Here is a 14,048-nt window from a genome sequence, read left to right as displayed (position 1 = left end):
CAAACTTCCCTTTAATTTTGGCCTAAAAAAGATCCTTTTAAAAAAATGATTCACAATAAAAAACAAATTTAATAATTAGAAATACATTTTAATGAGTATGACTACATTTCAAATCAAAATTAAGCAATTGTGTCATTATTTTGCTCAAACAGCCTCTTTTTTTATCTATTTATTTTAGAATGAAAGCAAATAAGTCCCTGATCTGCTGTTCGTTCAAGGGTTCCAGAAGCCGCTCAGGCATGATGGAAATTTGCTGTATTTCCATGGTTTGGATGTCATTCCCGGAAAGGAATTCCCCTTTGCCCCCCAAAGGCGGAACCAGGTGCTTGGTTTCCCCTTCATCGTTCTCCAATTTCCCCCTAATGGTCCTTCCATCTTTGGTCCTGACCTCCATGGTTTCGTATCCTTCTCGTATGGCTGCATTTGGATCAACGGTGTGGAGTAGCCAGTAATCCAAATCACTGCGGTTATAGCCCGTCAAATCAGGACCGATAGCACCTCCTCCTTCATCCATTCGATGACAACTACCGCAGTTTTGAGCGAAAACCTGCTTTCCGGCAATAGCATTTCCTTGCCCGGATTTTAGAATAGCCTTGTAGTTGGACATGGCTTTGTTTTTCTCCTCGGATGTCATCAATCTGGTCTCCGGCCAAATTTGCACTGCTTTTTGACGGACAACTTCGTCTTCCAACAAGTGAAAATTACGCGCAAGGGAATAGGGAACGTCTTCTTTGTGGATTACTTTCGTCTCTATTATTTCCTCAAAAAATGCCCGGGCCCATTCCGGCCTGCTGCTAAATAACCGGATGGCTTCTTCCCGAACGTAGGCATCTGCCCGAATTCCCGGATAAATAGAGGCCATTTTTTTACCAATTTCCGGACTGTCAAATCTCTTTAAGGCATGAATGGAGGCCTGCTTGAGGGATCCCGGACTGGCACCGGATTCAATGAGATTAACTAACACCGGCAGGGCAGCCGACGGTTGAAGTTCCCCTAGCAAATGAATCATGTTTAACCGGGCATTTAAGGCTTGCTCGCTGTCAGCAATTAGTTCGATAGCCTTGTCCAGATTCGTAAAGTCACCCGACCGCAATGCCAGCTCAAAGGGCTGGGTATCTTTTTCTTTTTCAGAAATCTTATCCAGGAGCGGTTTTGGTAGGTTCACCAAATCCCTGCCTACCAGACCCTCGTAAAAACCAGCTACCAATACTTGATCGAAGGACTCATCCGGAGAAAACGAAAGCAATTGGGTAGCGGCATCGTATTGATCCGCCCGGATCAAGCGCTGCATCATACGTCCCGCCAAATGGGTCTTGCTAAGCGTACTTTCCCATATTCGTTGATCCCTCCAAAAGTCCATGACAAGCGGTAGATCTCCGGTAACCTTGGATTCCAGCGCCCACCATGTCAGCAAGGGAATATCCGTATCGGCCGCATCCGGATTTGACCGAAGCAAGGCTTTCAATAAAGGAAGGGCTTGCTCCGCAGGCAACCTCTTGGCAGTAGAGGCGATTTGGCCGCTCACTTCTGCATGACCCTCTTGTTCTGCTTTTGCAATCATTTCCTGCAACACCAACGGACTTACTGTCTGTTGGTCTCCTGCCAGTCGGTAGGTCCACAATCGTACGATGGGGTCATTATGGTTTAAGGCATTTATGATAAACGTATCGTCAAATCCCTGGGACAAATGAATCGCCCATAAGGCTTCCAGGGCATGCTGAGGGTTTTCAGATTCAAATAATGAATGCAATGCTGGCAGGGCAGTCGAATCTTTTCGGTCAGCAAATTGCCGTAATGCTTGTTGACGAAACCACTTGTTCGGGTGCGTTAATAATTCAGTGAGTTCCGCTAAATCGGCACGAGCCAAATCAAAGGCTTCTTTCCTGAGAGGGGTGTCTTTGGGTAGGATGCGGTATATCCTGCCGCTGCTTTTGTGCCAGGTATCGCGGGGATCCACATGGGAGAGCCTGCTGTCATACCAGTCGGCCAGGTAAACGGCCCCATCCGGGCCGGTTTTAATATCCACCGGACGAAACCACTTGTCCGTTGTTTCCACCAGCAACTTTTCATCCTGGGTAGAAAAGGAAGAACCCGATGGCTGGAAGGTGCTTAGTTGGACATAGTGATGCAGTGGGTTGAGTGCCATCATTTTGTTTTGGTAAGCAGCCGGCAAAAGATCCCCTTCATAGATCATTACCGCATGGGTAAACCGCTTTTTTTCACCATCTAAAGGCATATTAGGAAGGTGGCCAAACGCATAAGGATTGGTCAAGGCCCCATGTTTGCCCCAGCTTTTCACATAGTAGCCTCCTTGCTTGTAATAGGGACCGCGGCCATAGCCGTTGGAGCCGGAAAATATCCTGCCTTTACGATCAAATTCCAGGTAAAAAGGGTTGTTTCCTCCTCCTTCCGCAAACAGTTCAAAGGTTTTGTTTTCCGGATGATACCGCCAGATAGCCTGCCCCTGAAAGGAAACCGGATTGCTGTTTTCGGCCCGGATGTTGGCGGTGGTGGTGCTTCCCTGAACCCCGTAAAGCCAGCCGTCCGGGCCCCATTGAAGGCTATTGGCGATGGCATGGGTATCCTCCAGTCCAAAGCCTTCCAGGTGAATTTCCGGCGCTGCGTCCGGTTTACCGTCTCCATCCGGGTCCGGATAAGCCAGCAGGTAAGGCGGATTTAAAACCCAAATCCGGTCTCTGCCCAACGCCACGGAACTGGCAATATTTAATCCCTCGATGGCATCAAAGGCATGGGAAAAGGTACCATTACCCTCCTTGTCCTCAAAGACAGAGATGACATCTGCTCCTTTTGTCCCTTCCGGTGGAGCTTTCGGTATCCGATCAAATTTTACGCGGGTATGGTTGTCTATGGAAGTTATTTTTAAACCTTCCGGGTAAGGATATTGATGGTATTGCACTACCCATAGCCTGCCACGGTGGTCAAAACTCATGTGAATAGGTTGGACAATATCTGGCTCGCTCAGGACTAATTCTATTTTTAAGTCATCCGGCAATTGGAACGCCTGAATCGATTTTTCTGGGTCCGTGGGACGGGAGTCGGGATCGGTCAGGTCTCCTCTGCCTTCAAAATTTTCCATGTATTGGGCCACGTCCTCATTGGCAGCCAGGGAATGCTCAAATTTCTCTTGCTGCTCACAAGCCGTCAGAAGGATTACCATCAGGGCCAGGGGGATGGAAAAGCATTTGTATGTTGGGTTGGAAAAGGGAATGGGGATAATCATTTGAAGTATAGGATGATGGACGAACGTTTGTTTTGCAAGGCCGCATTAAATTATGGAATTTAACCTTAGATTCAGTGTCATTATCCATATTTTTTAATATTTTCGCCTTATTCCTTTACGAAAATCAGAATTTTTAAAATCAATTACATAAACCTAACCGATTCTATGAAATCAATTCTCACCTTATGGCTAATTACCTTACTCCTTAGCTCGCCGGCTATTGGCCAGCAGGAAACCTGGAGCCCGGTGGATGCCAAAATTCTGAGCCCCTGGGCGGAAGAAATTAACCCAGCCAATCCGCTTCCGGAGTACCCCAGACCACAAATGACACGGGATGCCTGGACCAATCTAAACGGGCTTTGGAATTATGCCCTGGCAGCCAAAGGGGCTAGCATGCCCCAGGATTATGAGGGAGAGATTTTGGTGCCCTTTGCCATCGAATCGGCTTTGTCAGGTGTGGGCAGCCGGGTAGGAAAAGACCAGGAGTTATGGTATTTCCGGGACATTGAAATCGAACGATCCATGCGTCGCGGAAAGGTGCTTTTGCACTTCGGCGCAGTCGATTGGGAAGCGGAAGTTTTTGTCAATGGCCAGTCCGTTGGCATTCATCAGGGCGGTTACGATCCCTTTTATTTTGAAATCAGTGAAGCCCTGCAATCCGGAAAAGAGCAATCTCTTGCCATTCGGGTATGGGATCCTACCGACGAGGGACCGCAGCCCAGAGGCAAGCAGGTGAACGAACCCCGGGGAATCTGGTACACACCGGTTACCGGCATCTGGCAGACGGTATGGCTGGAAGCGGTTCCCGAACAATACATCGCTTCCCTGAAAAATACACCAGACGTTGACAATAATCAGATCCGGGTGCAAACCAATATTTCCTCCCCTGGGGAAAATCACAGCGTCCGCATACGCCTGCTGGCTGATGACGTTCAAGTGGGAGAAACCATTGTCGCCAGCAAGGAGGAAGCTGTTTTCACCCTGGATGATCCTAAAATATGGAGTCCGGAAAATCCCTTTTTGTACGATCTGGAAGTAACCCTTATGGAGGGTAGAAAGGAAGTAGATCAGGTAAACAGCTATACTGCTTTACGTAAAATAAGTATGGAAAAGGATGCCGATGGCATTCAGCGGATGATGCTAAATAATGAATTTGTTTTTCAGTATGGTCCCCTGGATCAGGGTTGGTGGCCGGACGGCTTGTACACCGCACCGACGGACGAAGCCTTGCTTTTTGATATTCAGAAAACCATGGATATGGGTTTCAACATGATCCGCAAACATGTGAAAGTCGAGCCCGCCCGTTGGTATTACCATTGCGACCGGATGGGAGTGCTCGTTTGGCAAGATATGCCCAGCGGAGACATGGGAAATCGCTGGGAATCTAGGCCAGGGGTAGTTGGGAAAGGAACCGAGAAGGACCGGACGGATGAATCGGAAGCAATTTTCAGGAAGGAATGGAAAGCCATCATGGATGCCAACTACAATTTTCCTTCTATTGTGGTTTGGGTGCCCTTTAATGAGGCCTGGGGGCAGTTTGATACCGATGAAATCGTGCAATGGACGGTAGATTATGATCCCAGCCGCCTGGTAAATGGTGCCAGTGGAGGGAATTACACCCTGAAAGGACAGATCATGGACATGCACAACTATCCAGACCCGGTCATGCCGGATCCCCAAATTTGGGGCGAGGAACAGGTGATCGTCCTGGGAGAATATGGCGGCCTGGGCTTGCCGGTAGATGGACACACCTGGCAGGAGAAAGACAACTGGGGTTACCAGAGCTTTAAGAATGAATCAGAGTTACAGGAGCGTTACAGCCGATTGATACAGGACCTGAAACCCCTGATCCCAAGAGGCCTGTCGGCGGCCATTTACACACAAACTACCGACGTGGAAGTAGAAGTAAACGGATTGATGACCTATGATCGGAAAGTAATCAAGTTTGATCCCGCCTTTTTGCGAGACAAGCACCAGGAATTATACACTATTAAAATCCCTATGAAATGAGAACATCCTTATTTAGTACATTGGCCATTTCGGGACTGCTGTTAGCCTGCGGGCCGGCAGAAAAGCAACAAGTGGAAGAAGTGCAAACTAGCAAAACCCTATCGAAAATGGACCCCGCAAAATTTGAAAAGACGATCGACGGAAAAGAAGTGAAATTATACCGGCTTACCAATGCCAATGGCATGGAAATGACCGTCACCAACTTCGGTGCCCGGGTGGTGGAGCTTTTTGCTCCGGATAGCGGCGGAAACCTGGAAGATGTGGTGTTGGGATATGACAATCTGGAAGATTACATCAATAGCCCTACTTCCTACTATGGCGCGCCCATAGGACGTTACGGTAATCGCATTGCCGATGCTCAATTTACACTGAATGGCGAGACCTACCAACTGGAAGCCAATAATGGACCCAACAATCTGCATGGATGGCCGGGGGGCTATCACATCGTGGTGTGGGAGGTGCTGGAAGCAACCGATCAGAAGCTGGCCATGAAGTACGTTTCTCCGGATGGAGAAGCCGGTTTTCCGGGAGAGCTTACCATATTGATGAATTATTACCTGACCGATGACAATGAATTTAAAATCACCTACGAGGCGGAAACGGACAAACCGACCATTGTGAACCTGACCCACCATTCGTTTTTCAATTTGAACGGTCATGGGGAAGGAAATGTCAACAACCACATGCTGGAATTGAATGCAGACCGCTTCACACCCGTAAACGAGGTGCTAATCCCTTTGGGTGAATTGCGTCCAGTGGCCGGAACGCCGATGGACTTTACGGAACCTCATTTGATAGGAGAAAGAATAGACGATGACTATGAGCAGTTGCAGAAGGGCGGAGGCTACGACCACAACTGGGTGATTAATCGAGAAGAAGGGAACGATGAAACCATTTTAGCGGCATCGGTTTGGGTGCCCGAAAATGGCCGGAAAATGGAAGTCTACACCGACCAGCCCGGGGTTCAGGTGTATACCGGAAATTTTATGGACGGAACCTCGGAATCAAAGGGAGATAAAACGTACGCCAAGCGAGGAGCCATTTGCCTGGAAACCCAGTTTTTTCCGGATTCTCCCAATCAACCGGAATTTCCGTCGGTGACGCTTAATCCCGAAGAGACGTACACCCACGAATGTATTTACAAATTTTCTGTAATTGACTAATGAAATCGCGGAAAATTGTAGGCGTTGCGCTGCTGGTTTTTCTATCGGCCTGTTCGGGTAATTCCACGAAAACCACGACAGACCAGGACCCGGCCGATGCTACCGCACAGGAAGCATTCCTTCCCCTGGAGATTTTCGATGCACAAGATGCTTTGAGTGCCATTATCGACCCGGAAGCGAGGGCGGTTATTATTGGCAGTGGCTATGCCTGGACGGAAGGGCCTTTGTGGATTCCTTCCGAAGAAATGTTGCTGTTTTCGGAGATTCCAGCCAATAAAGTGCATTCCTGGAAAGAAGGAGAAGCCCCGCAAGTTTACCTGGAACCGGCTGGATTTACTGGTGAAGGAAGTCGTGGAGGGGAATTGGGGTCGAACGGTTTGTTGCTCGATACTCAAGGAAACCTGGTGCTTTGCCAGCATGGAGACAGGCGGATGGCAAGGATGCTGGCTCCTTTAGACCAACCCGCATCCAATTTTGAAACCATCGTCGGCGAATACGAAGGCATGCCATTTAACAGTCCCAACGATGCCGTTTACGATGCGGAGGGGAACCTGTATTTTACGGACCCGCCCTATGGGCTGGAATCCAGAATGGATGATCCGGCGAAAGCCATCCCTTTTCAAGGCGTATACCGTTACTCCAACACCGGCGAATTGGATTTGCTATTGGACAGCCTTTCCCGTCCCAATGGATTGGCCTTTTTAGGGGATGGAAAGGGATTGTTGATTGCTAATTCAGACCCGGAAAAACCCTATTGGTACCGGTATGCCCTGGATGAAAATGGATTTCCCACCGAAGGAGAGATTTATTACGATGCCAGTGAAGTGTTCGCAAACCAGCCCGGCCTACCGGACGGTCTAAAAGTTAGCAGCGACGGAACCGTCTTTGCTACCGGCCCCGGCGGGGTTTGGGTCTTTGACCAGGAGGGGCAGGTATTGGGAAGGTTGAGTCTCAGAGAACTTTGCTCCAATGTGGCATTAAACGAAAAAGAAGATATGCTCTTTGTCACGGCCGATAGTTATGTAGCGCGCATTGCGTTGAAATAGAAGCGGGATGGTAAAGAAAACGTTGCTACTATTATTGATGGGGGTATTGGTGCTCCCGTATTTTTCCAACGCTCAAATCCAAACTTCCCCGTTCAAAAAGGGAGCCCTGCTGGAAATCGATCAATGGCAGGTAAACGACATCGTCTTTTCTGCCAAAACTGATCCCGATGATAATCCCTTTGACATCACATTCGGGGCCATTTATACCGGACCCGATGGGCAGCTCCTGGATCTTACCGGCTTTTACAATGGCGGAAACGAATGGATCAGCCGCTTTTCGGCTGCCGAGCAAGGCACCTGGCGCTTTGTTACGTACTCCTCCGAACCCAAACTCAGTGGACTTACCGGGGAACTGCAGGTGCAACCCAACTCCCGGCGCCGGCAAAAAGGAGCGGTGGGCATCGACCCGGAAAATCCCCAGGGCTTTGCTTATGCGAATGGCGATCCCCATTTTATGCTGGCCTTTGAACTGGATTGGTTGTTTGCCCTGGACTACGGCAACGAATCCGGCCTTCCTAAGACCGAGCAATTATTGGATCGGATCAAAGAAAATGGATTCAATCATGTGGTGGCAAATATCTACGCCTACGATGTGGGTTGGCGAGTGGCCGACGACGTGCCGGAAAAATACTTCTACGGCAAACCACCCTATACCGCCTGGGAAGGCAGCAACGAAAACCCCGATTTTAGTCGCCTGAACCTGGACCTTTTTCAGCATTGGGACCGGGTGCTGGCCAGCATGCAACGCAAAGGGTTGGATGCCCACTTGATGATCTATGTTTGGAACAAATTGGTCAACTGGCCTGAAATGTACTCCCATGGGGACAACCTGTATTTTGACTACATCATTCACCGCTACCAAGCCTTTTCCAACGTGATCTGGGACGTTTCCAAAGAAGCCCTGGATTACGAGCGGGCCGATCCGCCCTACATTCAGGAACGGATTCGCCGGATTCGGGAAAAGGACCGATACAACCGATTGATCACCGTGCACGATTACGAATTCAATTCCCGGTACGGGGAGCTGGTGGATTTTATTTCCATCCAGAGTTGGCGCTCCAATCTCTATTCCCTGATGCTGGAGGGAAGGGCCACTCATGCCGGTAAGCCGGTGGTCAACATCGAACACGGGGGCTACGAAACCGGCCCGTACCAAACATTTGTCGGCAATTACACCAGCCCCGAAACCTGCCTGGTGCGGACCTACGAATGCGTATTTGCTGGGGTGTACGGTTCCTATTATTGGCAGAACAGCTCCTGGAACATCGTGGTCCACGATCCTTTTGCGGAGGGACAGGATTTTGAGCCGCCCAGGTTTGACTATTACAAGCACCTGGCCGATCTGTTTACCCGATACAACTTCAACGAGCTGCAACCCAGCTATCCCAAGATTACTACCAATAGCCGGGTTGGAACCGACAACCTGGCCACCAATGGCTATGCGCTAAGCAACGGGGAGGGCTTGTACCTGATGTTTATTCCCAAAGACAGCGAGCGGGTTAATGCCGTCCTGCCAAAGCTGGCTAGTGGAAAGATGAAAATCACTTGGTTCAATATTTTTACAGGCGAGTACCGGGAGCATGGCATTCGGAACTGGTCCGGCTGGATGGAGCTGATCAGTCCCTGGCAATACACCGATTCGGTGGTGATTGTGGAGGAGGGGTGAAATGCTACTAATCAACACAAATGGCATTACCTTTTAAGGTGAAAAAATTTGACCGGATTCTTTTTAGAAATAGTCCTTTAGTAGACGACAAAATTAGGATAGAATTGTTTTTGGTGCTGAAATGATGTAATTTTGCATCAACAATTCTAGTAAAGAATAAAACCATGGCAAGACAGAGTATTTCTTTAACCAAACCAAACGACGATTGGCTCAAAGCCCAGGTCGATAGTGAAGAGTATTCCAGCAAAAGTGAGCTCGTCAACGATTTAATCCGACAAGCACGTGCCCAACAAAGGCAGATAGACTGGATACGCAGGAAACTTATCAAAGCAGAACATAGTGGTTTTACAAACATGAGTCCCGAAGAAATCCTTGCACAATCTAAGAAAGAATTGGGCAATCAATAATGGGCCATTACAGACTTACTGAGGATGCCAAGGCGGATTTGATTCGTATTCATCACTATGGGGTTTTACGATTTGGTGAAAACCAGGCCGAAAAATATTTTATGGCATTTTTTGACCAGTTTGATCTAATTGCTGACCAACCCTATCTATTTCCGAGCGTGGATTTTATCAGGGAAGGCTATAGACGTAGCGTTTGTAGAGCAGATAGTATCTATTTCAGAATTGAAAGTAATGCAGTAGAAATCATGGCCATAATCGGTAGGCAGGATTTTGATGAAGATTCAATTTAGTAGCAATACCGTCCAAATCTTCAGGTTATGTATCTTTTATTTTTCGAATTTCATCAGCTAAAACGGGAATGTTCTTTTGAATTATTCCCCACAACATCTCAGGTTCAATCGAGTCATAAGCATGCGAAATAATGTTTCTTAATCCGATGATGTTTTTAGAAGCGGTAATTTGGAGGGCTGGATTGATCTCCATCATTTTCCTTGTCGCTTCTCCGATGATCTCTAAATCCCGCTCAACTGCCCGCTGCAAAATGATATCATCAGAAAAATTCCGGAAATCGTTTTGGGTTTTTTGCTTAATAGATTCAATCTCCTCAATAACGCTTTCAATATCTAGCATGTATTTGAGTAGTTTAGGCTGCATACAAATTCACTTTTGACTTAAGAACCTGTTCTTTTAGTACGGGGTTCTTAAGTGATTTGCTTGACACAAGATCTACTTTTCTACTAAGAATTTCTTGAAGCTGATCTAACAACGAAAAGTAGTTGTCGGCATATTCCAAGACATCAATATCATTGGAAAATTCAACCAGTAGGTCTATATCGCTCTCTTCATGCATGGTATTTTTTGCAGCTGATCCAAATAGAGAAATAGCCTCAACGTGATGTTGCTTACACGCTGCAATTATTTCATCTCGTTTATTTTGAATCAATTCAGTCATAATTCAAAGATAGGTGAAATTTAAAATATTACCTACAACCTCGTTCACAGGTACTGCAATCAATATACCGATCTAAGGTCTCTCCAAAATCGATTGTTTTTCTACCCATAACTGCTGCAATTATGCTGGAAATTTAACATCTTTTTTGTGTAATCCTAAGGAAGCCGAAAAATATGGGTTTATCGGAAGGTATGGAAACTAGCCTGTATTTGTGAGCTTCGTATGCAATCGGGCCGGGGGACGGTAAGGCTTTTGAATACCATAAATCCGAACGTGAACGAATCCCCCTCCCGGAATGGGGGATCCGTTTGATTCGTTCTATTTTTTGGGGTATATTCACCATTGGTTTTTTCGACTTTTGGTTAATTAAAATAGGAATGGAACACAAGCAGCACCACTGGCATACACAAAGCTACAAGCAGGTAGCAGAAGCGCTGAAAACCAACTTGCAACAGGGCGTTTCAACCGATGAGGTGCAGGCACGTTTGCGGCAGTACGGGGAAAACCGGATCACCACCAAAAAAAGCCAGAGCAGCATCGTTCGCTTTCTGCTCCAATTTCACCAACCCCTGATTTACATCTTGCTCGGCGCCACGGTCCTCACTTTGCTCTTGGAGGAATACACGGATGCCGCCGTCATCTTTGCCGTGGTGTTGATCAACTCCATCATTGGCTACGTGCAGGAAACCAAAGCCCTGAAGGCCATTGATGCGCTGTCAAAAAGCATGAGCACCCGGGCCACCGTCATTCGTGACGGCAGGCAGTCAGAGATAAACAGCCTGTGCCTGGTACCCGGGGATATCGTGTTGCTGCAGCCGGGGGATAAGATTCCCGCTGACCTGCGCCTCTTCGCCGTCAAAAACCTGCAGGTGGACGAATCGGCCCTTACCGGAGAGTCGGTGGCGACCGAAAAAAATCCGGAGACCAAGGCAGGGGATACCCTGTTGGGTGATCGCCACAACATGGGCTTTGCCACAACGGTCGTGACTTACGGAACGGGAAAGGGGCTGGTGGTGGCTACCGGGGACCGCACGGAGGTGGGCAAGATCAACCAATCCATCGCTTCTGCGGAAGAACTGGATACCCCCCTGACCCTGAAAATCAAAAAATTCAGTCATACTTTACTTTGGGTCATTTTGAGCCTGGCGCTGCTGATCCTTGCCCTGGCCTACCTGCGGGGAGAGAGCCTGGCCGATGCCTTTATGGTGGCCGTGGCACTGATGGTGGGTGCCATACCCGAGGGCCTTCCGGCAGCGGTGACCATCATGCTGGCCATTGGCGTGGCCCAGATGGCCAAAAGGCGGGCCATTATCCGCAAACTGGTAGCGGTGGAAACCTTGGGCAGCGCCAACGTGATCTGCTCGGACAAAACCGGAACGCTCACCGAAAACCAAATGACCGTTCAAAAAATCCTGGCCGGAGGGGAGGCCTTTGAGCTCACGGGCATTGGCTACAAACCCGAGGGTAAGGTTATTTTTGAGGGGCAAGCGGTGGACCTTTCCGAAAAGCCGGCCCTGCAACAGGTATTGACTGCGGGGCTGCTTTGCTCCAATAGCCGCATTGTGGAAGAAGCGGGCCGGTGGACGGTAGAGGGCGATCCCACCGAGGCAGCGCTGATCAGTGCTGCCGAAAAAGCAGGCATCACCCGGCAGCAAATCGATCCGCAATATCCCCGCCTGGACGAGATTCCCTTCCAATCGGAAAACCAATACATGGGCAGCCTGCACCGGCACGAAGATCAAACGGTGGTTTTCTTAAAGGGATCGGTGGAATCGGTGCTCCGCTGTGCGGATCGGGCGCTGGACAAAACCGGAGAAATCGTTCCCCTAGATTTTTCCGCTGTTCAGCAGGCCGCCGATCAATTGGCTGCAGAAGGCCTGCGGGTCCTGGCCTTTGCCTTCAAAATCAGCGAGCCTGACCAACGGCAACTGGACCACCAGGACCTGTCCGAAGGCATGGTCTTTACCGGACTTCAGGGCATGATCGATCCACCGAGAAAAGAAGCGGTAGATGCTGTCTCTCTCTGTCAGCAAGCCGGCATACAGGTAAAAATGATCACGGGAGACCATGCGCTTACCGCAGCCAACATCGCCGAGCAACTGGGGATCCGTGGCCAAACCGAAAACGGAAGACTCCTGGCCCTTTCCGGGCTGGAACTGCAAGGATTTTCGGACGAGGAATTGCAGGAAGTGGCAGGAGCGGTGGCGGTCTTTGCCCGGGTCAGCCCGGATCAGAAGCTCCGGCTGGTGAAGGCCCTGCAGGCCAGTGGCAAGGTGGTGGCCATGACCGGTGATGGGGTAAACGATGGGCCGGCCTTAAAGCAGGCGAACATTGGCATTGCCATGGGCATTACAGGCACCGAAGTCGCCAAAGATGCTTCCGATATGTTGCTTACCGACGACAATTTCGCTTCCATAGAGGCCGCTGTGGAAGAGGGAAGGGGAGTCTTGGACAACCTGACTAAGTTTATTGTATGGACCCTTCCGACCAACCTTGGAGAGGCCCTGGTCATCCTTGCCAGCATTGCCTTTACCACCCAACTGCCGCTGGCCCCGGTGCAGATTCTCTGGATCAATATGACCACCGCTGTGCTGCTGGGGCTGATGCTTACCTTCGAACCCAAGGAAAAGGGCATCATGGACCGACCCCCCGTCCCCTCGGACAAACCCATCCTTACCTTTCCCCTGATCATGCGGACTCTCTTGGTCGGGACCTTGCTGATGCTCAGTTCGTTTTTGCTGTTTCGTTACGAGTTATCCCTGGGAGCCAGCCTGGCCGAAGCCCAGACGGTGGCCACCACGGTATTTATCGTGCTGGAAGGCTTCTACCTGTTTAACTGCCGCTCTTTGCGAAGATCGGTCCGCGAAATCGGCTGGTTTTCCAACAAATGGGTGTATGTGGGGGCCTTCACCATGTTGCTGCTCCAACTTGTATTTATTCATGCGCCGGTGATGAATGCCTTGTTCCACTCGGCCCCCATTGGCCTGGATTCCTGGATTAGGGTGTTGGGGGCAGGTGTGGGCCTGTTTGTGCTGGTGTCCCTTGAAAAAACCATCCGAAGAAAATATACGAAATCGGAGGACTTTTAATGGGGTTGATCCTCAAAGTATTTATTAAAAAGATGCTGGTGAACAAAACGCCGTAAAGGAAGAACGTTCAAACGGCATTGGCAATAGTTATCGCGGATGAGCGGGATTTTGTTGTGGAAAAAGAGCCACTGATCCAGTACTTGCATAAAACCTTGGAGTTGGGAGCAGACCATTTCGAAGGAAGGGAATCCTTGTCCTTCGGCAAGTTGTCCAAACAAGAGTGGAACAACCTATTTTACAAGCACCTGGACCAGCACCTGACCCAATTTGGGGTTCCCCAAGCATAAAAATTGAACATGTGATATGGGCTTGTATATTGGCCTTTTTTATTTACTATCCATTCTGGTGTCAAGCCTACACCTACGGGTAGTCCTTTGGTTTTTGAGCTATTTAAACGTTACAGAAAGCCTTAAACAGCTATTTTCGGGCTCATTGTTCATGAATAAATAACTTTGGTATGTTAAAAAAATTGTG

General features: G+C 49.0%; 11 protein-coding genes. 8 read left to right on the top strand and 3 right to left on the bottom strand.

Annotation, left to right across the window (positions count from 1 at the left end):
* Nucleotides 1-169: 169 nt before the first annotated feature.
* Complete coding sequence (locus tag GJS45_RS02510; RefSeq protein WP_162339856.1) at nucleotides 170-3,241, bottom strand: PVC-type heme-binding CxxCH protein; 3,072 nt, start codon at nucleotides 3,239-3,241, stop codon at nucleotides 170-172.
* A gap of 165 nt (nucleotides 3,242-3,406) precedes the next feature.
* Between GJS45_RS02510 and GJS45_RS02505 the strand changes: the two genes are divergently transcribed.
* The 6 genes from GJS45_RS02505 (at nucleotide 3,407) to GJS45_RS02480 (ending at nucleotide 9,823) form a co-directional block, all read left to right on the top strand.
* Complete coding sequence (locus GJS45_RS02505) at nucleotides 3,407-5,251, top strand: glycoside hydrolase family 2 protein (RefSeq protein WP_162339855.1); 1,845 nt, start codon at nucleotides 3,407-3,409, stop codon at nucleotides 5,249-5,251.
* Nucleotides 5,248-6,414 carry an aldose epimerase family protein gene (locus GJS45_RS02500; protein ID WP_162339854.1) on the top strand — a complete coding sequence of 389 codons (1,167 nt, stop codon included), beginning with the start codon at nucleotides 5,248-5,250 and terminating at the stop codon, nucleotides 6,412-6,414. Before GJS45_RS02505 ends, GJS45_RS02500 begins: the two co-directional genes overlap by 4 nt.
* The gene (locus GJS45_RS02495; RefSeq protein WP_162339853.1) at nucleotides 6,414-7,460 is read left to right on the top strand and encodes an SMP-30/gluconolactonase/LRE family protein; all 1,047 of its coding nucleotides are present in this window, start codon (nucleotides 6,414-6,416) and stop codon (nucleotides 7,458-7,460) included. The genes GJS45_RS02500 and GJS45_RS02495 overlap by 1 nt, the downstream gene beginning before the upstream one ends.
* Before the next feature lie 7 nt (nucleotides 7,461-7,467).
* Nucleotides 7,468-9,126: a DUF5060 domain-containing protein gene (locus GJS45_RS02490; protein ID WP_162339852.1), complete on the top strand. Its 1,659-nt coding sequence runs from the start codon at nucleotides 7,468-7,470 to the stop codon at nucleotides 9,124-9,126.
* Between the two features lie 164 nt (nucleotides 9,127-9,290).
* Entirely contained in the window at nucleotides 9,291-9,533 is a 243-nt protein-coding gene (locus GJS45_RS02485; RefSeq protein ID WP_162339851.1) for a ribbon-helix-helix domain-containing protein, read from the top strand.
* Nucleotides 9,533-9,823: a type II toxin-antitoxin system RelE/ParE family toxin gene (locus GJS45_RS02480; protein ID WP_162339850.1), complete on the top strand. Its 291-nt coding sequence runs from the start codon at nucleotides 9,533-9,535 to the stop codon at nucleotides 9,821-9,823. Before GJS45_RS02485 ends, GJS45_RS02480 begins: the two co-directional genes overlap by 1 nt.
* Before the next feature lie 25 nt (nucleotides 9,824-9,848).
* Here GJS45_RS02480 and GJS45_RS02475 read toward each other — a convergent pair whose 3' ends face one another.
* Both GJS45_RS02475 and mntA read right to left on the bottom strand, forming a co-directional pair.
* Nucleotides 9,849-10,187, bottom strand: coding sequence for a HepT-like ribonuclease domain-containing protein (locus tag GJS45_RS02475; protein WP_162339849.1), 339 nt, complete (start codon nucleotides 10,185-10,187; stop codon nucleotides 9,849-9,851).
* On the bottom strand, nucleotides 10,177-10,485 hold the full coding sequence (gene mntA / locus GJS45_RS02470; protein WP_162339848.1) for a type VII toxin-antitoxin system MntA family adenylyltransferase antitoxin: 309 nt from the start codon (nucleotides 10,483-10,485) through the stop codon (nucleotides 10,177-10,179). The genes GJS45_RS02475 and mntA overlap by 11 nt, the downstream gene beginning before the upstream one ends.
* 377 nt (nucleotides 10,486-10,862) lie before the next feature.
* On the opposite strand from mntA, the gene GJS45_RS02465 reads away from it, so the two are divergent.
* Nucleotides 10,863-13,574 (top strand): cation-transporting P-type ATPase, encoded by a 2,712-nt coding sequence (locus GJS45_RS02465; protein WP_162339847.1) that lies wholly within the window; start codon nucleotides 10,863-10,865, stop codon nucleotides 13,572-13,574.
* 77 nt (nucleotides 13,575-13,651) lie between these two features.
* Nucleotides 13,652-13,861, top strand: a complete 210-nt coding sequence (locus GJS45_RS02460; protein ID WP_162339846.1) for a hypothetical protein — start codon at nucleotides 13,652-13,654, stop codon at nucleotides 13,859-13,861.
* The last annotated feature ends 187 nt before the right edge of the window (nucleotides 13,862-14,048 follow it).

It is taken from the genome of Cyclobacterium salsum, from assembly GCF_010119245.1.
GTDB classification, from domain to species: Bacteria; Bacteroidota; Bacteroidia; order Cytophagales; family Cyclobacteriaceae; genus Cyclobacterium; species Cyclobacterium salsum.
The sequence above is the reverse complement of the archived record's forward strand: the minus strand, read 5'-3'. Positions and strand labels throughout refer to the sequence as shown.